Genomic DNA, 23,407 nt, shown 5'->3' with positions numbered 1-23,407 from the left:
GAAAACTGGGTACGGGTTTTCGGCAGCAAAAGCGCGAAACCTTGCCGCGGCAAACCTCTCACGCAGGCGAGTTTAAGCGTGCTCGCTGAGGAACGCCTGATAAGCGAGTTTGAGGCCGTCCTCCAGCCGCATGCTGGCGCGCCAGCCGAGTTTCGCCAGCCGACTGACATCGAGCAGCTTGCGCGGCGTGCCGTCCGGGCGCGAGGTGTCGAAACGGATCTCGCCGGTGTAGCCAACGGTTGCAGCGACCACACGGGCGAATTCAGCGATCGTGATGTCCTCGCCGGTGCCGATATTGACCAGTTCGTTGTCCGAATAGGTCTTCATCAGATGGATGCAGGCGCCTGCGAGGTCGTCGACATAGAGGAATTCGCGCCGCGGCGTGCCGGTGCCCCAAACGACGACCTTCCCGGCACCGGACTTTTTCGCCTCGTGGAAGCGGCGGATCAGCGCAGCGACGACGTGGCTGTACTCGGGATGATAATTGTCGCCGGCGCCGTAGAGATTGGTCGGCATCACATTGATGAAGTCGGCGCCGTACTGGCTGCGATAGGCCTCCACCATTTTGATCCCGGCGATCTTCGCAATCGCATAAGGCTCGTTGGTCGGCTCCAGGGGACCCGTCAGCATCGAGTCCTCGCGCAGCGGCTGCGGCGCCAGCTTGGGGTAAATGCAGGACGAGCCGAGGAACATCAGCTTCTCGGCGCCATAGACATGCGCCGCATGGATCACGTTCGCCGCGATCGCCAGATTGTCGTAGAGGAATTCGGCGCGCAGCGTGTTGTTGGCGGCGATGCCGCCGACCTTGGCGGCGGCGAGAAACACCACCTGCGGCCGATTGGCCGCGAACCATCGGTCGACCGCGGCCTGATCGCGCAGATCGATCTCGCTGCGAGCGACTGTCAATAGTTCGACGTCTTCTCGCGCCAGCCGCCGCACCAGCGCGGAGCCGACCATGCCGCGATGGCCGGCGACGTAGACGGTCTTGCCCTTCAGCTCAAACGGAATGCCTGCCACGGGCCGCCTCCCGACGCGCGTCTTCGAGGTCGCTTGCCACCATGTCCTTGACCAGCTGGGCAAACGACATCCTCGGCTTCCAGCCCAGCTTGTCCCGCGCCTTGCTTGCATCGCCGACCAGGAGATCGACCTCCGTGGGCCGGAAATATTCAGGGTCGATGCGAACCACGGTCTTGCCGGACTTCTTGTCGACGCCGGTCTCCTCGGCGCCCTTACCGCGCCATTCGACACTGCGGCCGAGTTCGGCGAAGGCGAGTTCGACGAATTCGCGCACCGAGCGGGCCTCGCCGGTGGCCAGCACGAAATCGTCGGGCTTGTCGGCCTGCAGGATCATGTGCATACCCTCGATATAGTCGCGCGCATGGCCCCAGTCGCGCTTGGCCTCGAGATTGCCGAGATAGAGCGCCTCGTCGAGCCCGACCTCGATGCGGGCGACGCCGCGGGTGATCTTGCGGGTGACAAACGTCTCGCCGCGGATCGGGCTCTCATGGTTGAACAGAATGCCGTTCGAGGCGAACATGCCGTAGGCCTCGCGATAGTTCACCGTGATCCAGTAGCCGTAGAGCTTGGCGACGCCGTAAGGCGAGCGCGGGTAGAACGGCGTGGTCTCCTTCTGCGGCACCTCCTGCGCCAGGCCATAGAGCTCGGAACTCGATGCCTGGTAGAACCGCGTCTCCTTCTCCATGCCGAGGATGCGGATCGCTTCCAAAAGCCGCAGCACGCCGATGGCGTCGGCATTGGCGGTGTATTCCGGACTTTCGAAGCTGACGCCGACATGGCTCTGAGCGGCGAGGTTATAGATCTCCGTCGGCCTGATCTGCTGCATCAGCCGAATCAGGTTGGTCGAGTCGGTCATGTCGCCGTAATGCAGCAGGAACGGCCGGGTGCGGGCGTGCGGATCCTGGTACAGATGATCGATGCGCGCGGTATTGAACGAGGACGACCGACGTTTGATGCCATGGACGGTGTAGCCAAGGCCGAGCAGATATTCGGCGAGATAGGCGCCGTCCTGCCCAGTGACGCCGGTAATCAGCGCCACGCGCCGTTTTGAATCCTGAGCCGCCATATCGTCTCCGAATACACAAATTCGAATATTCCGCAGGCCATAGCATTGCGCTAGCGCCAAGTCTATCGGCAAAGTCCTTTAATATCAGTCCCTTAGGCCAATTTATTCGCGATGATTACGCAGCTTTTCAAGCGCGCGATGACGGTAACTCCGCCATATTCGGCCCCCGCAACAGAACCAGAGGTGAAGCCTAATCTGAAAGCCGTCCGATTTCAGACCCCTAAGCCGAGCGCCGCACGGATCGACTGATGGTAGTGGATCATGGCCGGCTCGTTGCGGCCGTAGACGGTGTGCGTTTGCGCGCCCGAAGTCAGGCCGATCTGAATGCTGCGCCCGGTCGGGAAATCCTCGCCTGTCACGACATCGAGGACGAGCTGCATGTTCTTGTCCCAATGGATGCGTTCTTCCTCGGTGCTCGGCGCCTTGGGAACGTAAAGTCCGAGGTCCATGACCGCGCGATCCGTGCGTCCCTCGCGGGGGAACACGCGCGCGAGTTCGACATGGTCGCCCTGCACGAGGAGAAGCGTATTGGGAAACAGCGAATAGACGAGCGTCGTATTCCACATCAAGTCCCAGGCGTCCTCGGGCTCGGCCTTGAGCCGCTCCAGTTTCCTGCGTGGAAACGTCAGGCGGTGGTTGAGACCGAACGCTTCGAAATCGGTCACGTTGCCATGCAGGATGTCGCGCAGGGAATCACGGTGCAGGAAGCCGACGTGGTAACCCTCGTTGAACGTATCCACGACCAGCTTCCAGTTCATGGTCTCCGGAATCAGGCGGCGGTCGTAGAACGACCAGGAGGCAAATCCGAACGAAGCGAGTTCCTCCGCGAGCCCGCCGAGCCATGGATCGATGTCGAAATGGCTCGAACCGTCCGCGGTCGGGATCACCCACACCAGACCATACTTCTCGCACAGCGGCAGTTCGACCAGCGAGGCGCGTTCGCCGCGCACCTCGGGAAAGCAGCGCTCGTCGGGGATGCCCATCAGTTGGCCGGCGAGATCGTAGGTCCAGGCATGATACGGGCACGAGAACAGCCGCGCCTCGCCACAGCCCTGCGCGACCTTGGCGCCGCGATGGCGGCACACGTTCAGGAATGCGCGCAATTTGCCATCGCGTCCCCGCACGACCAGAATGGGCAGGCCGGCATGATCATCGGTACTGAAGCTGCCGGCAGTGGGCCAGTCAGAAGCGAAACCCATGACCAGCGGATGCTTGCGAAACAGCACCCGCTGCTCCTCGGCGAGGCGCGCTGCGTCGGTATAGGCCGACACTTCGTTGCGCCAGGGGCTATCTGCCATGGCCGTGGTCCGGGTCTCCACGTAATGCAATAGCCGCTTCAAGAGATTGACCTGATCCTGCCTGCTCATCGGACATCTCCGGCTGGCTGTGGTCTCAAAACCGATCACGCGAGGACATCACGTCCTGATACGGCACCGTATCAATACCACTTCTGATTTCGGTTTTCAATACGGTGCCGTATCCTGTGCAAACACAACAACGCGAGGACGCCTTGGCCGGTCTCAATCGCCGTGGTTACGCAGCCGTTCGAGCTCGATGATGGTGACGCCGCCATATTCGAGCCGCAGCAGCCCCTCCTTCTCCAGCCGCTTCAGGCACTGGTTGGCGTTCTGCCTGGAAATACCGGACAGCGCTCCGATTTCTTCCTGTGTGATCTCGAGATGGCGTGTCATGTCGGGATAGAGAATCGGATTGAACAGCGAGGCGATGGAACGCGCGACGCGGCTGGTGGCATCAAGCGTGCGGCCATGTTCCACCGCGCCGATGAACTGGCCGAGCCGCTCGTTGAGCTGGCGAACCAGAAAGCGGTTGAACGCGACGCTGTTCTCGAACAGCCAGAAGAAGGTTGTCCGATCCATCAGCGCCAGCCGGGTGTCGCGGATCGCCACCATGTCGTAGCGCCGCGGTTCGCTCTTCAGCATCGAGCCTTCGCCGAACCAGGCGCCTGCCGTGAGACCGGCGATTGTCGCCGCCTTGCCGCCGCTCGATACCGTGCCCATCCGCGCCAGCCCAGTGACGATGCCGGTCCAGTAATCGAAGGCATCGCCGCGCAGGAAAATGAATTCATTGGCGCGATAGGACTTCTCCACGATGCCGGCGCGAGCGACTTCGATTTCTCGCTCGTTCAGTTCGCGCGACCAGGCCGCGATACGCTTCAGGTAATCCGCAGCAATCATGATCGCATCGACCGTCGCGTCTCCATCGGCCGCTGTGCTGCACTGCAACAGGAGGCCATCAGGCAAAATTTCCCGACAATTGTCAGGGAAAAGACATTTCAAACTACCGCATTGCCGTAAGGAGAGCCACCTCGGTGCATGCGGCCCATGGCACGGCGGCGGGGTGCGACGCTACCACGCGTGACATCGCAACCGGCCGCTACCGATAGTCGGATGGCCTGCCCGTCACTGCCGATGTAGAATCGCGCATTGCAAACGAAAGATAAAGAGCGCCGCTCAAGCGCCGTATCTGGAGGGAATGAGTGGCTCATACGTTGGAAGTGCGCGGCGTGTCGCTGCGCTTCGGCGGCGTCCGGGCGCTGACCGAAGTCTCATTCGGCGTGAACGAGGGCGAATTGTTCTCGATCATCGGCCCGAACGGCGCCGGCAAGACCTCGATCGTCAATTGCATTTCCGGTCGCTACAAGCCGACCGAAGGGAAACTGTTCTACCGCGGCAAGGACATCACCGGCCTCAACCCGAACGCCCGGCCCTCGCTCGGCATCGGCCGCACCTTCCAGAATCTGGCGCTGTTCCACCACATGAGCGTGCTCGACAACATCATGGTCGGGCGGCATCACCTCCTGAAGAACAACTTCATCACGGGCTCGCTGTACTGGCTGACCGGCGCGCGGCGCGAGGAACTCGAGCACCGCCACAAGGTGGAGGAGATCATCGACTTCCTCGACCTGCAGTCGGTGCGCAAGGCGACCGCCGGCACCCTGCCCTACGGTCTGCGTAAGCGCGTCGAGCTCGCCCGCGCCATGGCGCTGGAGCCGCAACTGATCCTGCTCGACGAGCCGATGGCCGGCATGAATTTTGAGGAAAAGGAGGACATGGCGCGCTACATCGTCGATCTCAACGAAGAGTTCGGCATGACCGTGATGATGATCGAGCACGACATGGGCGTCGTGATGGACATCTCCCACCGCGTCATGGTGCTGGATTTCGGCCGCAAGATCGCCGAGGGCGATCCAGCCTCGGTGCTCGCCGATCCCCACGTCAAGCGCGCCTATCTCGGCGAAGAGGACGAGGTGCTGGTCGATCCCGATGACAAGCCCGCAGCGCCGGAGTGCGCGGCATGATGGATTACGCCGGACGCGCCGCCCAGGCAGATACTTTCCCGAAGCTGTTGCGCCTCAACGCCAGGGAGCACGGCGGCGAGATTGCCTTGCGCGAAAAGGATCTCGGGCTGTGGCGCGTGTTCACCTGGAATGAGTACCAGAAGCGCACGCATGATTTCGCGCTCGGCCTGGTCGAACTCGGCCTTGGGCGCGGCGACGTCATCGGCATCATCGGCGACAACCGCCCGGACTGGGTGGCGGCCGAAATCGCGACCCATGCGATTCGAGCGATGAGCCTCGGCCTTTATCGCGATGTGCTGGACGAGGAAGCGGCCTATCTCTTGAGCTACGGCGAGGCCAAGCTGGTGTTTGCCGAGGACGAGGAGCAGGTCGACAAGCTATTGGCGCTGGCCGATCGCGCGCCCAACCTGAAGCACATCGTCTATTCCGATCCGCGCGGCATGCGTAAATACGACGATCCGCGGCTGATGGAAGCGGAAAAGCTGGCCGCGATGGGCCGCGACCGCGCCGTGCGCGAGCCCGGCCTCTATGACCGCCTGGTCGACGCAACTGATGGCGAGGACGTCGCGATCCTCTGCACCACCTCCGGGACGACGGCCAACCCGAAGCTGGCCATGCTGGCGGCCGGGCGCGTCCTGAAACATTGCGCGACCTATCTCGCCTTCGATCCGAAGGGACCGGATGACGAATATGTCTCGGTGCTGCCGCTGCCCTGGATCATGGAACAGGTCTACGCGCTCGGCAAAGGGCTGCTGTGCCGGATGAAGGTCAACTTCGTCGAAGAGCCCGAGACCATGATGCACGATTTCCGCGAGATCGCGCCGACCTTCGTGCTGTTTGCGCCGCGGCTGTGGGAATCGATCGCCGCCGAGGTGCGCGCCGGCGTGATGGACTCCTCGCCGCTGAAGCAGAAGCTCTTCGACGTCGGCATGAAGACCGGGCTTGCGGCTCTGGCACAAGGCAAACGCTCGGTGTTTGCCGACCAGCTGTTGTTCCGCGCGCTGCGCGACCGTCTCGGCTTCACGCGGCTGCGCTCGGCGGCGACCGGCGGCGCCGCGCTCGGGCCGGATACGTTCAAATTCTTCCAGGCGATGGGCGTGCCGCTCCGCACCCTCTATGGCCAGACCGAACTGCTCGGGGCCTACACGCTGCATCCCGCCGGCAAGGTGGATCCTGATACGACCGGCGTGGCCATGGCCGATGACATCGAAATCCGCATCGACAATCCTGACGTCAACGGCGTTGGCGAGATCGTCGTCCGCCACCCCAACAGGTTCCTCGGCTACTACAAGAATCCGGAAGCCTCCGCCGCCGACATGAAGGATGGCTGGATGCATTCCGGCGACGCCGGCTATTTCAACGATCACGGCCAGCTCGTCGTCATCGACCGCATCAAGGACCTCGCCGAGACCTCGCGCGGCGAGCGCTTCTCGCCGCAATATCTGGAGAACAAGCTGAAGTTCTCGCCCTATGTCGCCGAGGCGGTCGTGCTCGGCGCCGGCCGCGACACGCTGGCGGCGATGATCTGCATCCGCTACTCGATCATTTCGAAATGGGCGGAGAAGAACCGCATCTCGTTCACGACCTATACCGACCTTTCCTCGCGCCCCGAGGTCTATGCGCTGCTGCGCAAGGAGGTCGAAAGCGTCAATGCCACGCTGCCCCCGGCGCAGCGCATCTCCCGTTTCCTCCTGCTCTACAAGGAGCTCGACGCCGACGACGGCGAACTGACCCGCACCCGAAAAGTGCGCCGCAGCGTCATCAACGAGAAATACGCCGACATCATCGACGCGATATACGCCGGCAAGAGCGACATTCCCGTCGACACCGTGATCCGCTTCCAGGACGGTACCACCCAGCGCATCCGCACCACGCTGCGCGTCGTCGATCTCGGCCGCGATGCGCCGATGGCGGAGGCCGCGGAATGAGGGTGATGTCGAGCAACGCCGCCGCAAAACCGGTCGTCATGCGCGGGCTTGACCCGCGCATCCATCCTCTTCCGAAAAAGTGGTTCTTCAGGCGATGGATCGCCGGGTCAAGCCCGGCGATGACAGCCTGTACGTTCGGTGCATCAGCATGAATACCCAGCTCCTGATCCAGCTCCTCGTCAACGGCCTCGTGGTCGGCACGCTCTACGGCGTCGTCGCGATGTCGTTCGTGCTGATCTACAAGGCGACGCAGGTGGTGAACTTCGCGCAAGGCGAACTATTGCTGATCGGCGCCTGGGTGTGCTGGTGGCTGCTCACCAAATACCAGGTGCCGTTCTATCTGGGCATGCCGATCACGCTGGTCTTCATGTTCCTGTTCGGCATCGCCATACAGATCGTCATCCTGCGGCCGATGATCGGCGAACCGATCATCTCCGTGATCATGGTGACGATCGCGCTGTCGACGGTGTTTTCCGCACTGATGAAGTGGATGTTCGGCGTCAACCTGCAGCCGTTCCCGCGCATCTTCCAGACCCAGAACGTCAATTTCCTCGGGCTGCAGGTGCAGACCGTCTACCTGATGAGCCTTGCGGTGTCGGTCGCGATGATGGTCGGCATGGCGTGGTTCTTCCGCCTCTCCAAATACGGCCTGGCGATGCGGGCCACCGCCTTCAACCAGCAGGTCGCGCAGTCGCTCGGCATATCCGTGAAAAGCGTGTTCGCGATGGCCTGGGCGATCTCGGCGACCGTTTCGGCCGTCGCCGGCGTGGTGGTGGCGGTCGTCAACGGCGTCTCGGCCGGCCTCTCCGCCTATGGTGTGAAAGTGTTTCCGGCGGCGATCCTCGGCGGCCTCGACAGCGTTGCGGGTGCCGTGCTCGGCGGCATCATCATCGGCCTCCTCGAAAACATCGCGCATTTTCTCGACAGCGAATATCTGCATTGGGGCAATCTCTACGAGATCGCGCCGTTCTATGCCCTCATCATTATCCTCATGATCAAGCCGTACGGCCTGTTCGGCACCCAAGACATCGAGCGGATTTAAACAATTATGGCAGGCCAGACCCTCATTCCAGCCGGCGACTTCCGCACCACCTATGCGGCGGATACCACCGCGTTTCCGACCACGACCAGCCGCAACGCGATGATCGCGGGCATCGCGCTGGTCTGCTTTGCGCCCTACATCGTCAGCGCCTACGTCCTCAGCCTGTTGATCCAGATCGGCATCTTCGGCATCGCTGCCCTCGGGCTGAACATCGTGGTCGGCTTCACCGGCCAGATCTCGATCGGCCACGCCGCCTTCTTCGGCTTCGGCGCCTTCACCTCGGCCTATCTGTCGAACCGGTTCGGCATCCCCGTCTTCTTCTGCATTCCGCTCGCAGGCGTCGTCACAGCCGCGGTCGGCCTCGTCTTCGGTCTGCCCGCTGCGCGGCTGAAGGGGCTTTATCTGGCGATCGCGACGCTGGCCGCGCAGTACATCCTGCTCGACTTCTTCGCGCGGGCCGAATGGTTCACCGGCGGGAGCGTACCCGCCAGCGCCGAGCCGTTCTCGATCTTCGGCTACGCGCTGCGCGGCGATAAGCAATATTTCTATGTCGTGCTGGCCTATGTCATCGTCTGCTATCTGCTGGTCACCAATCTGATCCGCTCGCGCGACGGGCGCGCTCTGGTCGCGGTGCGCGACCATTATCTCTCCGCCGAGATCATGGGCATCAACCTGACCAAGTACCGGACGCTGTCGTTCGGCCTTGCCGCGTTCTTCGCCGGTGTCGGCGGCGGGCTCTATGCGCATTACAATCTGGTGGTCTCCAACGAAGGTTTCGGCATCGACCGCTCGATCATCTTCCTCGCCATGATCATCATCGGCGGGCTCGGCTCGGTCATGGGCACGCTGATGGGCACGGCGTTCATGGTGCTGCTGCCCGAATCGATGGAGTGGCTCAGCGTCGCGCTGCGCGGCAGCCCGATCGATCAGTTTCTCGGACTAAAGAACAACATCGCTTTCTTGCGCGAGATGGCTATCGGCGTGATCATCATCGTCTTTCTGGTGTTCGAGCCGGATGGACTTGCGCATCGCTGGCGGCAGATCAAGGCATATTGGAAACTCTACCCGTTCTCGCATTGAGGTCGGAACGGGGCTGACAACGAGAAGACCTCGAGAAGTAACCGGGAGGACTATGTCCATGACGATGAAGACTCTGTTGAGCACAGCCTCGCTCGCTCTATTGGTGGGCAGTACCGCGGCGTCGGCCCAGGCGCCGATCTCGCTCGGGCATCTCGCCGACTATTCGGGCCCGACCTCGGACGTCGGAACGCCGTTCGGACAGGGCGTTGCCGACACCTATGCATGGATCAACAAGAACGGCGGCATCAACAATGCGAAGGTCAATGTCGACACCGTCGACTATGGCTATCAGGTGCCGCGCGCCATCGCGCAGTACAAGAAATGGTCGGGCGCCGACAAGGTCGCCGCCATTCTCGGCTGGGGCACCGCCGACACCGAAGCGCTGACCGGCTTCCTGGCGCAGGACAAGATCCCGGACATCTCCGCCTCCTATGCCGCGGCGCTCTCAGATCCGACCGGCGCCGGCGGCAAGGCGAAGCCCGCGCCTTACAACTTCTTCTACGGCCCGAGCTATTCGGATGCGCTTCGCGGCATGCTGACCTGGGCCGCCGAGGACTGGAAGGCCAAGGGCAAGCCCGGCAAGCCGAAATACGTCCATATGGGTGCCAACCATCCCTACCCGAACGCGCCGAAGGCGGCCGGTGAAGCCATTGCCGGCGAGCTCGGCTTCGAGGTGCTGCCGCCGATCGTGTTCGCCTTGACGCCCGGCGACTACAGCGCGCAGTGCCTGACGCTGAAGAGCTCGGGCGCCAACTACGCCTATCTCGGAAATACCGCAGGCTCCAACATCTCGGTGCTCAACGCCTGCAAGGCGGCCGGCGTGGATGTGCAGTTCCTCGGCAATGTCTGGGGCATGGATGAGAACGCCGCCAAGGCCGCCGGCGCCGCCGCCGACGGCGTGGTGTTCCCGCTGCGTACCGCGGTGGCATGGGGCGGCAATGCGCCCGGCATGAAGACCTTCATGGAGATCTCCAAGATGTCCGACGCGGCCGGGACTACCTATCGGCCCGTGCACTACATCGCCGGCGTCTGCACCGCGCTCTACATGAAGGAAGCGGTCGAATGGGCTGCCAAGAACGGCGGCGCCACCGGCGAGAACGTCAAGAAGGGCTTCTACCAGAAGAAGGACTGGGTGCCGGCCGGCGGCGAAGGCATCTGCAATCCCTCGACCTTCACCGAGACCGATCACCGCGGCACGCTCAAGGTCGATCTCTATCGCATGAAGGTCGCCGGTGCGACCGACGCCCCGCTCAACGAGCTCGTCAAGAACGGCGGCATCAAGATGGAGAAGGTGAAGACCATTGACCTGCCGCGCAAGCCCGACTGGCTGGGCTGGTGAGAACTAGCAACAAGCAGGCTGTCATCCCCCGCGAAGGCGGGGGATCCAGTACGCCGCGGCTTCCCGGCCAATCACGGGCGTCTCTGGAATACTGGGTCACCCGCCTTCGCGGGTGACGACACGGTGAGGTCAACATGACTGAAACAACCGAACTCAATCGTCCCGCGAAGACCACCGTGCCAGCCGCCGCCCCGCTGCTCAGCGTGCGCAATATCGAGGTGGTCTATGACAAAGTCATCCTGGTGCTGCGCGGCCTCAGCCTCGAGGTGCCGAAGGGTGCGATCGTCGCGCTGCTCGGCGCCAATGGCGCCGGCAAGTCGACGACGCTCAAGGCGATCTCCGGCCTGCTCAAGACCGAGGACGGCGAGGTCATCCGCGGCGAGATCCTGTTCGATGGCGAACGGATCAACGGCATCGATCCCGACAAGATCGTCCGCCGCGGCATCTTCCAGGTGATGGAGGGCCGCCGCATCATCGCCGACATGACGTCGATCGAAAACTTGAAGCTCGGCGCCTTTACCCGCGCCGACAACGACGTCGCCGCCGACATCGACATGGTGTTCAGGTATTTCCCGCGGCTCAAGGAGCGCACTGGGCTCGCCGGTTATCTCTCCGGCGGCGAGCAGCAGATGCTGGCGATCGGCCGCGCGCTGATGGCGCGCCCGAAGATGATCCTGATGGACGAGCCGTCGATGGGCCTGTCGCCACTATTGGTCAAGGAAGTGTTTTCGATCATCAAGGAGATCAACCGCGACCTCGGCGTCACCATCCTCTTGGTGGAGCAGAACGCGCGCGCGGCGCTTTCGGTCGCGAGCCACGGCTACATCATGGAACAGGGCAAGGTGGTGCTCGACGGCACGGCCGACGAACTGCGCGACAATGAGGACGTCAAGGAATTCTACCTCGGCGGCGCCGGCGACCAGCGCAAGAGCTTCAAGAACCTGAAGAGCTTCAAGCGGCGAAAGCGGTGGCTGTGAGCGACCAGAGCGTTTTGGCGCGAAGTGGAAACTTAAGCGAGCACCTGCTCCGCTTCCGCAACGGCGCAAAGCACATGATAAAACGAGGATGCAGGGATGGTGGCAACCAGCGAGTTGCCGTCGCGGTCGAACTGGTCGTACCAGCCGCCGGCCACCGGATGGCTGAGATAATGCCGTTCGAGCCGCACCAGCGCCGCGCGCGCTTCGTCGGCCGCTCCCGCCTCACCCGACTCGGCCTGCGCGATCCACGCCTTGGCAATTTCGGTCTGCGGCCACAGCCGGCGGGTATGGCGCCGGATATTGCCGTTGGCATCGCCCTCGTCGACCAAGCAGCCGGTCGCCGCGTCGCGGTAGCGCAGCGCGGTCGCCAGCAATTCGCCGCGGTAGCGCCCCGTCGGGCAGCCGGTGATGCGCTCAAAGCCCCGGAGCAGCCATGCCCACTCCGCCTGATGCCCCGGCTCGACGCTGATGGGCTCGATCTTCGACCAGTCCTCCTCGAAATACTCGGTGAGCACCTGGCGCTGCTTGTCGTAGAGGTTGGCCAGAAAAAGGCTGAAGAAATTTCCTGCGCGGTCCTGGAACACGAGGTCATGCGTCGCATCGAACGCCGCGATCATCGCCTCGAAGAGATGCATCTGCGGGTTCTGCCGGCGCGGCATCGAGGGAGGCAATCCCTCGTGAAGGCCGCCATGCGGCGAGCGCAAGTCCGTCTCGACGAAGCGGCACAGTGCGTTGATCTCGGTGCGGATTTGCGCATCGCGGTCGAGACTGTAGACGGTGGCCAGCGCGAGCAGCACAAAGGCGTGGTCGTAGGAATCGCGCCGCGCGTCCAGCACGGCACCATCCGGCGTCAGCACGTGGACGAAGCCCGGTCTGCCGTCGGGGGCTTTTGCGTTGGCCAGCAGATGCTCCAGCCCCTTGAGCGCGATCGCGCGTCCGTCGGGATACCAACCCAGCTGCGCGGCCTTGGCATAGCAATAGATCTGGCGCGCCTGGACGAAGGTCCTGCGCGGCGCCAGCCTGTCTGCGCGGCCGTCGGCGTCGAGGCGGTCGATGAAGCCGCCCGTCTTGCCGTCCCAGCCTTCGGTGGACCACAGCGGCAGGCAGTGGTCGATGATGCGGAGCTTCAGCTTCGCGACGATATCCGCCGAAGCGCCGGCATCTCCTGCCGCAGCAGTATGTCCTTCAACCATTGCGTCCTCTGGAACATGGGCAACACCGGCAGAGGCCGTCTGATAGCACGTCAGCGGCGGTACGCAATCGGCCCCCTCCTGCGGGATCATCAGCCATGACCGACCACTATGACGCCCTTGAAACCCGCGAGCCGGCGAGACGCGAGGCCGAGCTGTTCTCACGGCTGCCAGACGTCCTGCGCAAGGCGCTGGACGCGCCGGCCTATGCCGAGCGGCTGAGGGGCATCGACCCAGCTGCCGTGATCGATAGGGCCGCGCTGGCGCGCCTGCCGGTGCTACGCAAGTCGGAACTCCCTGCCCTACACAAGGCCGCGCCGCCGTTCGGCGGGCTCGTGGCGGGGCCGCTGGGGTCGTTCGGACGGCTGTTCACCTCGCCCGGCCCGATCTTCGAACCCGAGCCCGTTCACGCCGACCCCTGGCGCGGCGCGCGGGCGCTGTTCGCGGCGGGCTTCCGGCCCGGTGACGTCGTGCTCAACACCTTCAGCTATCATCTGACGCCCGGCGGTTTCATCTTCGACGCCTCGGCGCGGGCGCTCGGCTGTGCCGTGATCCCGGCCGGCCCCGGCAATACCGAACAGCAGTTCGAGCTGATCGAGGCCTATCGGCCGGTCGGCTACAGCGGCACGCCCGACTTCCTCAAGATCCTGCTCGATGCCGCGGCAAGCGCCGGCCGCGACGTGTCTTCGATCAAGCGCGCGCTGGTATCCGGCGCGGCTTTCCCGAAATCGCTGCAGGACGAGGTCCGGTCGCGGGGCATCGATGCCTATCAGGCGTTCGGCACCGCCGATCTTGGCATGGTCGCGTTCGAGACACCGGCGCGCGAGGGCATGGTCGTCAACGAGGATCTCATCATGGAGATTGTGCGCCCCGGCACCGGCGATCCGGTGGCGCCGGGCGACGTTGGCGAAATCGTCGTCACCTCGCTCGATCCGCAGCATCCCTGGATCCGCCTTGCGCTCGGCGATCTCACCGCCACGCTGCCGGGCATGAGCCCGTGCGGGCGCACCAACATGCGCATCAAGGGCTGGATGGGCCGCGCCGACCAGACCACCAAGGTCAAGGGCATGTTCGTGCGCCCCGAGCAGATCGCCGAGATCGGCAAGCGCCATCGCGAACTCGGACGGCTGCGCCTCGTAATCACACGGTCCGGCGAGAGCGATCTGATGACGCTGAAGGCGGAGACGGCGACGACGGGTGAGATGCTACAGGGCGAGCTCGCGGCGACGCTGCGCGCGGTGACGAAGCTCGGCGGCAATGTCGAACTGGTCGGCGTCGGCACACTGCCGAACGACGGCAAGGTGATATCAGACGAGCGGTGAGGCCTGATCCTGCCGCACCCACGTCCAGCCGGCTCCCCCGCACTGACGCTCGATATTGGTGTGCGCCCAGGCCGGCGGCTCATCGGCGCGACGCATGATTCCGATATAGTAGAAGATGCTCTCGCGGGTCAGCGCCGGCGAATCCCCGTTCGTGAAGACGATCTTGAGTCCGGCTTCCTCGATCATCCCGCGAAAGCTCTCCACCGTCGACCCCGCATTGTTTTCCTGCAGAACGATCATGCCGGCCGGGGCCAGGAACTTGCTGACGGTCATGAAGAACTCGCGGTGAATCTGCCATTGCGGATCATAAGCGAGCAACTGTCCATCATAGGCCTCGTCGACGAAGTGGGGCGGGTTGCTCACGACCAGATTCCATTTTTCCGAGGAAGGTATGTTCCTCAGATTGTTGGATTCATATACCGAGACCCGGTCCCTGAGACCGTTGACCTCGACCGTATTCCTGCAGGATGCGACCGAGCGGGGATTTATGTCGGCGAGACAGAGCGTCTCGCAAAAGCCATTGCCGAGCAACGAAAAGCCGATAAAGACAGGTCCCGAACACCATTCGAACGCACGTTCCTGCTTCGGCAGGCCGCGCGCCCGGAAAAACGGCAGGAAGTCCTGCCCGAAATGCGTCCCGCCACCGTCGAGCTCAGGGCGATAGCTGATATTGATGCCGCCGAAGCGGGCATGGCGCGTCGGCCGCAAGCTTCTGCGAATGGGCCTCAGATAATCGTTGACGACACGCTTGAGCAATCTGCGCATCGCGGAAGCTCCTTCAACTTGGCTTCGACAACCGGTACGGGCCGAGAAACAGAACATCGAGGCCGGAGCAGAAATACGTGTGCAGCGCTTCGAGCGGCGAATTCACGGTGGGCTGCTCGTTGATGTTGAGGCTGGTGTTGATCAGCATCGGCACCGAAGCCGCCTTGCCGAACTCATCGAGCAACCGGCTGTAGGTTGGATTTGTCTCGGCGTGGACGCTCTGAATGCGCGCGGTGCCATCGACATGGACCACCGCCGGAATCAATTCGCGAACTTTTTCATTGACGGGAAACGTCACGACCATGAACGGCGCATCGAACGCATCCTCGAAATATTGGGCCTGCCTGTTATACAGCACCGATGGACAAAAGGGACGAAACTCCTCGCGATACTTGATGCTAAGATTGATACGATCCTTCATGCCGGGCGAGCGCGGATCGGCGAGAATCGATCGATTGCCCAGCGCGCGCGGGCCATACTCCATCCGTCCTTGAAACCATCCCACGGTCCTTTGCTCGACGAGGTCGGTGACGCACGCGGCAACCGGATCATCCAGCACGTCGTAGCGAGCGCCGATCTTGTCGAGCGTCGCCTTGATGGAATCGTTGGAATATTCTGGCCCCCAATAGGCATGCGTCAGCGGCGCTATCGCGTGGCCACCCTCGACGCATTTCAGCATCGCCGCGCCCAATGCAACGCCTGCATCGTGCGGTACCGGCGGAACATAAAGGCGCCCGACCGACGGCTCCGCGGCAATCTCCATGTTCATCTTGCAGTTCAGGGCGACGCCGCCGGCGAGACAGACATCGGCACAGCCACTCATTGCGATCGCGCTGCGTACCACCTCCGTCGTGACGATCTCGAGCTGCTTCTGGCCGCTCGCGGCGATGTCGGTGAAGCGCTGGTCGAGCGGTTGACCGCGGAGCCTGCGGGGTCCGAGCACATCTTCCATTTTTTCAGTGAAGATACGCTCCTGCCGCGTCGAGAAATCGCTGGTGAAGATCTCGGCGTCCCGTTTGCGCTTGTCGAGTTCAGGATCAAGGACGTAATCGATCCCGTTCGGACGCAGTAAGCCGGCGAACTTGTCCAGGTATTTCGGGTTGCCATAGGATGACAGCCCCATGACCTTGTACTCGTCGTTGGTCATCTGATACCCGAGATACTGGGTCAGCATACCGTAATAGAGACCGAGACTGTTATGCCGGCCAAATCGCGTCAGTATCTTGAAGTCGTTGTCCCTGACATGGGCAACCAGTCCCGAGCTGGAGTCACCCGAAAAATCGAAGCAGGCTACCGTGGCTTCGCGAAATCCCGAACCATAGAAGCTGCTCGCGGCATGGCACACGTGATGATCGTAGAGTTCGATCCTCGGGGCATGGCCAAATTGAAACTTGAAATATTCAATCAGGCGCTGCTCGTAGTTCGTGTAAGTGCGCAGCGGGGAGCAGATGAAGTCGACATCGCGAATGGTGATGCCGGCGTGACTTAGGCAGTAGTTGATGGCGCCACGAGGCAGTTCTCCACGAGCATGCTTGGCTAACGTGAAACGCTCCTCTTCCGCCGCAGCGACGAGTTGACCGTCGCGAAGCAGAACCGCAGCACCGTCGTGATGGCCATGCTTGATGCCGGAGCTGATTCCAATCACATACATGCGTCTTCGTGCCTGCTCGCGAAATGCCTGAAACAGAGATCAAGGGGAAACCAGGGGGCCGCGGAAAGCGACGCGCGAAACCACTGGTTCTATATGGAAGTCGCCGTGAATCAAGGCGATTTTCCGACTTCAAAGTCCCAAAAATCAGCGATTTGCGCGCACGACGCCGCTCGCCCGACATCGCCGGCCCAGGTTTTTTCGCTTGGCCGCCAATCCTTCAAAAGGGCCGCCTTTCAAATCTTGGACAGGGCTGCTAGATTTCAGCTTCTTCCTAAGGCGTTGAAAAAAACCGTCCGCGAGTTTCGGCGCTAGCGCGAAATGTCGAAAATGATGCACGTCGTCGAGCGTGCCTTCATGCCGCGGTCTACATGAACCAGCCAAGCCCACCCCAAACCACGATCCGCTTTCCATGCAACGAATGAAGAGACCGGCGATTTTCTTTGATCGGGATGGGGTGCTCAACGAGGACGACGGTTACGTCTACGAGACCACCAAGCTGAAATGGATCGATGGCGCGCGTGAGGCCGTGAAGACGGCGAACGATGCCGGATATCTTGTTTTCGTCGTGACGAACCAATCAGGCGTCGCGAGAGGCTTCTTCGACGAGCACCACGTGCAGGCCCTGCATGAGTGGATGGCAGCGGAGCTGGCCGGAATCGGAGCCCACGTCGACGCATTCGAATATTGCCCCTACCATCCCGACGCCGTGATCGAGCGATATCGTCAGGTCAGCCATCGGCGAAAGCCAGCGCCTGGAATGATCACCGACCTGCTGGAGCGCTTCCCGGTCGATATCGGCCGCAGCATCCTCATCGGAGACAAGCCGACCGACCTGGAAGCCGCGCGGGCCGCCGGCGTCCATGGCATTCTGTTTTCGGGCGGCAACCTCGCAGAGTTCGTACGATCGGTCCTGCACCCAGGCAGAAACATCGGCAACTGACGGACCGCACGCAGGCCATTTTCGTTGCGCCGAGAATTGACTTATAGAGCGTAGTTCAATTGCTTCGCTTCGGTGGGTTTCATGACGACTACTGTGCTCGTGACCGGCGCCGGCGGCTTCGTTGGCCGCAATCTCATCGCTTTTCTCGCATCACGAGGCTTCAGCGTCATCGCGGCCTCCAGAACGGCTCTTGCTCCCGGTCATCCCAATATCGTCACGGCTCCCCTTTCCGACCTTGCCCTGCCGTTCGACTGGCGGGCCTTGCTGGAAAGATGTGACGCCATCGTCCATTTGGCCGGTGTCGCGCACCGGTTTTCCGGCGACGAGCAATACAATCTGGTCAATTACCGCGCTACCGAGGCACTGGCGAAAGCAGCCTGTCGCCAGCAGAAGCACCTCATTTTCGTTTCGTCGATCGCCGCGCAGAGCGGACCATTCTCGGAACAGGAACTGACGGAGGAAGCCCCGCCCAGGCCGGCCAACGCCTACGGGCGGTCCAAGCTGGCCGCCGAGCACGCGGTGCGCGCGTCAGGCGCATGTTTTACGATCCTGCGCCCTGTCGTGATCTACGGGCAAGGCGAAAAGGGAAACGTTTCAATCATACACAGGGTCTCGAACCTGCCCATACCGCTGCCATTCGGTGCGGTGACGGCCCGAAGATCGGTACTCTCGATCGACAATTTTTGCTCGGCCATCGTCACGGTACTAACCGACCCCCGCGCACATGGGGAGACATTCATCGTCTCCGATCCGACGCCGGTCACCGTTTCCGATCTGATTTCCCGACATCGCGCGGCATCGGGTCGCTCGCCCTGGCTTGTGCCAGTCCCCGAGAGATGGATCGAACTATCCTTTGCAGCGTTTGGCTTGGGCGACACCTGGAACCGGGTCGGCAAACCGCTCGTCGCCCGTCCGACAAAGCTGCTCGCGCTCGGCTGGAAGCCGTCCTGAGAGATAACATCTGACAAACACGCGGCCCTCGCCCGTGACCACCTCGAATCGCGCTATGCTATTAGCGCCGAGTGATTAATTCGAACCGGCGGGCCAATCGTCATCTCGCCGTTCGGCAGTTTTTCTTGGGTACGACCAGGGACATTTTGAGCTTCATCAGCGTATCAACATACTGGTGCGAGCGCATCCAACCGCGCGAGGCTTCGGCAACGGCCATGAGAAACTCCTATCGGGGTCATCTGAACTCCAAGAATATGCCATGAGCGGGCCGGACGCCCATCTCGCGACGACGTCCGGGCGCCTGGAGTTCCGGCCCATACTAGCCCTGCTCCTCTGCGGGCATGTCGCGGCGTGTTGCATCTCGCTAAGCTACGCCGCAGCCGCTTTTTCTGGAATTGTGGGGTTTGACAAGGCGAACGTCCCGATAGCGATGCTGCGGACGCTACCTTTCGCCGTAGTGTCTATCGTTTTCGCTATCAGCCGATTCAGCTTTGGCTACTTCGCCGGATTCTACTTCTATACGATGATCTTCGGCTATCTTTGGTTGATCGAGTTTTCGCTGCTTCCTTACAATCACGCGTTGGCGATCGTTTCTATCTTTGCATCTGCGCTGGCCTTCCTGGCACCCGCGCTACTCATCACCTCACCAGTCAGGGCGCGGCTCGACTTGTCGGTGAGCGCTTTTGATCTGCTGCTATCCGCCATCTTGATATTTGCTGCGATTCTCATTGCAGTCGCTGCTTTCTACAATTTCAGACTTGTCGGCCTTTCGGAAATATACCGCTTTCGCGAACAGATCGCGTTTCCGGCGCCCCTGAGATATGCCATCGGCATTACATCGAACGCGTTATTGCCATTTGCTTTTGCCGGTTTCGCTCTGGGTGGAAGTATTTGGCGGGCAGGAATCGTACTTGTCCTGATGCTGCTGCTCTATCCCGTGACGCTAAGCAAATTGGCGCTCTTTGCGCCGCTCTGGCTTCTTTTTCTCGCCTTCCTATGCAGAATGGTTGAAGCGAGGAGCACGGTCATTCTGTCGTTGCTGCTACCGACAACGGTCGGCTTGGCAACCCTATTCCTCGCCAAGGCCGAGCTATTCCCCATTGAATGGGCAGCGCAGTACTTCAGCGTGGTCAACACCAGAATGGTCGCCATGCCGTCGATCGCGCTGGAGGTGTATAACAATTACTTTTCGACGCATCCGCTGACGCATTTTTGCCAGATCAATGTACTCAAGCTCGTTATCGACTGCCCTTATGATGAACCGCTATCAATTCTCATGAGGGTCTATAACCAAGGCGCGTTCAACGCGTCGCTATTCGCGACGGAAGGCATCGCCTCGGTTGGTCCATGGATGGCACCGCTTTCCGCATTCGGTTGCGGCTTAGTGATCGCTATCGGCAACCGTCTTTCGTCCGGCCTGCCGCCGCAATTTATCGTGCTGTCCGGTGGCATCCTTCCTCAGGTCTTGCTGAACGTCCCCCTGTCGACGACCTTGCTGACCAATGGCGCCGGCGTTCTCTTCTTGCTATGGTATGTTACGCCGCGTTCGATATTTGAACGCTCCTCGCCCCATTCGTGACATACCCGCACCAGGATCTGTTCTCCGTTGTGATCATGATTGCCTTACGGATCCTCAGAAATTTCAATGCTCCACTGCTTTCGCGCCGCGCAGTTTCCGACAGCGAAGAACCAGGTTAGCCAATGCAAAGCGTTCTGATCACCGGTGGCGCGGGTTTTATCGGCCAGAACCTGGTGCATGCGTGGCGGGCGGCGCGGCCGTCTGACCGCGTGGTCGTGGTCGACGCCATGACTTATGCGGCCAATGTCCGCAGCCTCGAGCCGCTGATCGAAGGCCGCAGCATCACCTTCGTGAAGGGCGACATCGGCGACGCGGCGCTGATGCAGCGCCTATTCGGCGAGCACAAGTTTTCCCGCGTGGCGCATCTCGCCGCGGAATCCCATGTCGACCGTTCGATCAGCGATCCCGAAGCCTTCCTGCAGACCAACGTGCTTGGCACCTTCACGCTTCTGAAGACGGCGCTCGACCACTGGCGTGCGGCGGCGATGCTCGGTACCGCGCGGTTTCTCCATGTCTCAACCGACGAGGTCTACGGCTCGCTCGGCCCGTCCGATCCTGCCTTCACGGAATCCTCGCCCTATCGTCCGAACTCGCCTTATGCGGCGAGCAAGGCGTCGAGCGACCATCTGGTCCGCGCCTTCGTCGCGACCTACGGCCTGCCGGCGCTAATCACCAACTGCTCCAACAATTACGGCCCCTATCAGCACCCGGAAAAACTCATCCCGCTGATGATCATCCATGCGCTGGAAGGCAAGCCGCTGCCGGTCTACGGTGACGGCTCCAATGTCCGCGACTGGCTGCACGTTTCCGATCACTGCACGGCCTTGATGAACGTGATCGAGCGCGGCCGGATCGGCGAGACCTACAATGTCGGCGGCGGCAACGAGCGCAATAACCGCGACGTGGTGGGCATGATCTGCGATACCATCGATGCCGCCTTCGCGGCCGACGCCGGCCTCGCCTCGCGCTTTCCGTCCTGCCCGGCGGCAGTCGGCAGATCCTGCCGCACGCTCATCAGCTACGTGACCGACCGTCCCGGCCACGATCACCGCTATGCGATCGATGCCTCCAAGCTCGCCGGCGAGCTCGGCAGCCGTTGCAGCGTCGATTTCGAGAGTGGACTGAAACAAACCGTGCAGTGGTATCTCGACCATGAGCCGTGGTGGCGCGACGTGACCAGCGGCGCCTACCAGGCGTGGATCGACAAGAACTACGGCTTCCGGCGGGCGGTCTAGCCAGTCATGCGCATCCTCGTGCTCAACGCCGACTACCCGCGCTTCCTCAGCTGGCTGTATCGCCGGCATCCCGGACTTGGCAGCGCCGGGTATGCGGCCCAGATGTCCGCACGTAACGCCAGCCTGTTCGGCGTGGCCGATTTCTATTCGCGGAATTTTGCCGCGCTCGGTCATTCGGCAGCGGAGATACACGTCAATAATGCCTGGCTTCAGACCGCCTGGGCGCGCGAGCATGGGATGGCCGTCGATGCGGCCGGGCCGACCGCCGCAGGAACTGCGGCGTTGCCAGCCTGGCTGCAGCGCGCCGTGGCGCCGCTGAAACCGATGCTGCGTCCGCTGGCCCGCGAGGTTGGCCTCAGCCCACGCCTCGATCGGCAAGCCGAGGCGATCCTGCTGGCGCAGATCGAGGATTTCAAACCCGACGTGGTGCTCAATCAGGACACCTTTCACGTCGATCCGCGCTTGATGCGGCGCATCAAGGCCATCGGCAAGCCGCTCCTGATCGGGCAGATCGGGGTCGCGCCATCCCGCGGCGTCGACTGGTCAGTCTATGACCTCATGATGTCGCAGATGTTGGCGAACGTGGAGTTCTTCCGCCGCCTTGGCGTCCGCGCGGAAGTCAATCATCTGGCGTTCGAGCCCACCCTGCTCGAAACGCTGCCGCCGGCGCCTGCCATGGACATCGACGTTTCCTTTGTCGGCACGGTCTCGCCGGATCATAAGCAGCGGATTGCGCTGCTCGAGGCTGTTGCCGAACGTTACGATCTCAAGCTGTTCGGTAATCCGCCGCAGACATTGCCCGCTTCCTCTCCGCTGCATCGCTGTTTTCAGGGCGAAGTCTGGGGCGTCGACATGTACCAGACCTTGCAGCGTTCGAAGATCACGCTCAACTCGCACATCGACATGGCCGGGCGCGAAGCCGGCAACATGCGCCTGTTCGAGGCCACCGGCGTCGGCGCTTTCCTGCTGACCGACTTCAAGGACAATTTGCACACCCTATTCGCGCCGGACCGCGAGGTCGCGGTGTGGCGCTCGGTCGACGATTGCCTTGCCGCCATCGGGCGCGCACTCGGCGATGCCGATGGCCGCGCCGCCATTGCCGCCGCGGGCCAGGCCAGAACCATGGCGCAGCATACTTATCGCCACCGCGTCGCTGAGATTTTGGGATTCATCGAAACGCTGCGGGCGGCGCGATGAAGCTGCCGCGCCTTGTCAGGCAGATCGGCAAACGCGTCGTCAAGGCCGCCCCGATCCTGCGGCGCCATATCCTGACCTCGACCGACTACAAGGTGCTTGATGGTATCGAGGCGGCGCGGCGCGCAGCCACCTCGTCCGACGGCTGGCTGGCGGCCCGCACCGTGGCGCGCCAGGAACGCGCCTATCAGGCACTGATCGCCGACATGAAGCAAGGCCAACCGCGGCTCGACTTCACCGTTGCAGCCGAAGCCGTCAGCGCAACCGGCATCGCCTCTCCCTGTCTGCTCGAAGTCGGCTGCGGCAGCGGTTACTATTCGGAGGTTCTCGCCGATCTCGTCCCCGGTGGCATCAGTTACGCCGGGATCGACTATTCGGAAGCGATGATCGCGCGCGCCCGTTCAAACTACCCCTCGACCGCCTTCGAAGTCGCGGACGCCACCCGGCTGCCCTACCCGGACAATGCCTTCGATATCGTCTTCAATGGCGTGTCCCTGATGCACATCATCGACTATCAGGCGGCGATTCGGGAAGCCGCGCGCGTCACCGGGCGGTATTGCATCCTGCATACCGTGCCGGTGTTTGACGACCATCAAACCACCTATCTGAGCAAACATGCCTATGGTGCGCCGGTCGTCGAGATCGTGTTCGGCAAGGGCGAACTAATGGCGCTGTGCCGCAATGCCGGGCTTCGGCTGCTGCGCGAATGGCCCTGCATTCCCTACGACGTCTCCGAGGTGACGGGCCATCGCTCGCGAACCGAGACCTATTTGTTCTCCAAGGATGCGGCCCGTTGACAGGCGAGCTCGCGC

20 protein-coding genes are annotated in these 23,407 nt (G+C 62.2%); 13 read left to right on the top strand and 7 right to left on the bottom strand.

All coding sequences use genetic code 11. The features are described from left to right. Positions 1-72: 72 nt before the first annotated feature. The 4 genes from RX331_RS11050 to RX331_RS11035 form a co-directional block, all read right to left on the bottom strand. Positions 73-1,017 carry a GDP-L-fucose synthase gene (locus RX331_RS11050; RefSeq protein ID WP_317256593.1) on the bottom strand — a complete coding sequence of 315 codons (945 nt, stop codon included), beginning with the start codon at positions 1,015-1,017 and terminating at the stop codon, positions 73-75. After that, positions 998-2,083 (bottom strand): GDP-mannose 4,6-dehydratase, encoded by a 1,086-nt coding sequence (gmd, locus tag RX331_RS11045; RefSeq protein ID WP_317256592.1) that lies wholly within the window; start codon positions 2,081-2,083, stop codon positions 998-1,000. The genes RX331_RS11050 and gmd overlap by 20 nt, the downstream gene beginning before the upstream one ends. A 212-nt stretch (positions 2,084-2,295) precedes the next feature. Continuing rightward, positions 2,296-3,450 (bottom strand): aromatic ring-hydroxylating dioxygenase subunit alpha, encoded by a 1,155-nt coding sequence (locus RX331_RS11040; RefSeq protein ID WP_317256591.1) that lies wholly within the window; start codon positions 3,448-3,450, stop codon positions 2,296-2,298. A gap of 153 nt (positions 3,451-3,603) precedes the next feature. Beyond that, positions 3,604-4,278: a Crp/Fnr family transcriptional regulator gene (locus RX331_RS11035; RefSeq protein ID WP_317256590.1), complete on the bottom strand. Its 675-nt coding sequence runs from the start codon at positions 4,276-4,278 to the stop codon at positions 3,604-3,606. Between the two features lie 302 nt (positions 4,279-4,580). Between RX331_RS11035 and RX331_RS11030 the strand changes: the two genes are divergently transcribed. The 6 genes from RX331_RS11030 to RX331_RS11005 all read left to right on the top strand — a co-directional run bounded on the left by RX331_RS11030 (position 4,581) and on the right by RX331_RS11005 (position 11,768). After that, positions 4,581-5,402 (top strand): ABC transporter ATP-binding protein, encoded by an 822-nt coding sequence (locus tag RX331_RS11030; RefSeq protein ID WP_317256589.1) that lies wholly within the window; start codon positions 4,581-4,583, stop codon positions 5,400-5,402. Then, entirely contained in the window at positions 5,399-7,330 is a 1,932-nt protein-coding gene (locus RX331_RS11025; protein ID WP_317256588.1) for a long-chain fatty acid--CoA ligase, read from the top strand. Before RX331_RS11030 ends, RX331_RS11025 begins: the two co-directional genes overlap by 4 nt. Before the next feature lie 148 nt (positions 7,331-7,478). After that, positions 7,479-8,372, top strand: coding sequence for a branched-chain amino acid ABC transporter permease (locus tag RX331_RS11020; protein WP_317256587.1), 894 nt, complete (start codon positions 7,479-7,481; stop codon positions 8,370-8,372). A 6-nt stretch (positions 8,373-8,378) separates the two neighbouring features. Further along, positions 8,379-9,452, top strand: a complete 1,074-nt coding sequence (locus RX331_RS11015) for a branched-chain amino acid ABC transporter permease (protein ID WP_317256586.1) — start codon at positions 8,379-8,381, stop codon at positions 9,450-9,452. Positions 9,453-9,510: 58 nt separating this feature from the next. After that, positions 9,511-10,791: an ABC transporter substrate-binding protein gene (locus tag RX331_RS11010; RefSeq protein ID WP_317256585.1), complete on the top strand. Its 1,281-nt coding sequence runs from the start codon at positions 9,511-9,513 to the stop codon at positions 10,789-10,791. Positions 10,792-10,925: 134 nt separating this feature from the next. Continuing rightward, a complete protein-coding gene (locus tag RX331_RS11005; RefSeq protein WP_317256584.1) occupies positions 10,926-11,768 on the top strand; it encodes an ABC transporter ATP-binding protein in 843 nt (280 codons plus the stop codon). A 32-nt stretch (positions 11,769-11,800) separates the two neighbouring features. Here RX331_RS11005 and RX331_RS11000 read toward each other — a convergent pair whose 3' ends face one another. Beyond that, entirely contained in the window at positions 11,801-12,961 is a 1,161-nt protein-coding gene (locus RX331_RS11000; RefSeq protein WP_317256583.1) for an AGE family epimerase/isomerase, read from the bottom strand. A 95-nt stretch (positions 12,962-13,056) separates the two neighbouring features. Between RX331_RS11000 and RX331_RS10995 the strand changes: the two genes are divergently transcribed. Then, positions 13,057-14,280, top strand: a complete 1,224-nt coding sequence (locus RX331_RS10995) for a phenylacetate--CoA ligase family protein (protein WP_317256582.1) — start codon at positions 13,057-13,059, stop codon at positions 14,278-14,280. Here the strand turns inward: RX331_RS10995 and RX331_RS10990 are convergent. Both RX331_RS10990 and RX331_RS10985 read right to left on the bottom strand, forming a co-directional pair. Further along, on the bottom strand, positions 14,266-15,045 hold the full coding sequence (locus RX331_RS10990; RefSeq protein ID WP_317256581.1) for a methyltransferase: 780 nt from the start codon (positions 15,043-15,045) through the stop codon (positions 14,266-14,268). The genes RX331_RS10995 and RX331_RS10990 overlap by 15 nt on opposite strands. A 13-nt stretch (positions 15,046-15,058) precedes the next feature. Continuing rightward, entirely contained in the window at positions 15,059-16,696 is a 1,638-nt protein-coding gene (locus RX331_RS10985) for a carbamoyltransferase (protein ID WP_317256580.1), read from the bottom strand. Between the two features lie 409 nt (positions 16,697-17,105). On the opposite strand from RX331_RS10985, the gene RX331_RS10980 reads away from it, so the two are divergent. The 6 genes from RX331_RS10980 (at position 17,106) to RX331_RS10955 (ending at position 23,392) form a co-directional block, all read left to right on the top strand. Then, a complete protein-coding gene (locus RX331_RS10980; RefSeq protein WP_317256579.1) occupies positions 17,106-17,636 on the top strand; it encodes an HAD family hydrolase in 531 nt (176 codons plus the stop codon). A gap of 99 nt (positions 17,637-17,735) precedes the next feature. Then, positions 17,736-18,587, top strand: coding sequence for an NAD-dependent epimerase/dehydratase family protein (locus tag RX331_RS10975; RefSeq protein WP_317256578.1), 852 nt, complete (start codon positions 17,736-17,738; stop codon positions 18,585-18,587). Positions 18,588-18,846: 259 nt separating this feature from the next. Beyond that, complete coding sequence (locus RX331_RS10970; protein WP_317256577.1) at positions 18,847-20,166, top strand: hypothetical protein; 1,320 nt, start codon at positions 18,847-18,849, stop codon at positions 20,164-20,166. Positions 20,167-20,288: 122 nt separating this feature from the next. Further along, complete coding sequence (rfbB, locus tag RX331_RS10965; RefSeq protein ID WP_317256576.1) at positions 20,289-21,401, top strand: dTDP-glucose 4,6-dehydratase; 1,113 nt, start codon at positions 20,289-20,291, stop codon at positions 21,399-21,401. A 6-nt stretch (positions 21,402-21,407) separates the two neighbouring features. Next, positions 21,408-22,598 (top strand): glycosyltransferase, encoded by a 1,191-nt coding sequence (locus tag RX331_RS10960; RefSeq protein WP_317256575.1) that lies wholly within the window; start codon positions 21,408-21,410, stop codon positions 22,596-22,598. Then, on the top strand, positions 22,595-23,392 hold the full coding sequence (locus RX331_RS10955; RefSeq protein ID WP_317256574.1) for a class I SAM-dependent methyltransferase: 798 nt from the start codon (positions 22,595-22,597) through the stop codon (positions 23,390-23,392). Before RX331_RS10960 ends, RX331_RS10955 begins: the two co-directional genes overlap by 4 nt. Positions 23,393-23,407: the final 15 nt, after the last annotated feature.

This window comes from Bradyrhizobium sp. BWA-3-5, from assembly GCF_032917985.1.
In the GTDB taxonomy this organism is placed as follows: domain Bacteria; phylum Pseudomonadota; class Alphaproteobacteria; order Rhizobiales; family Xanthobacteraceae; genus Bradyrhizobium.
This window is presented reverse-complemented; position numbering and strand designations above follow the sequence as displayed.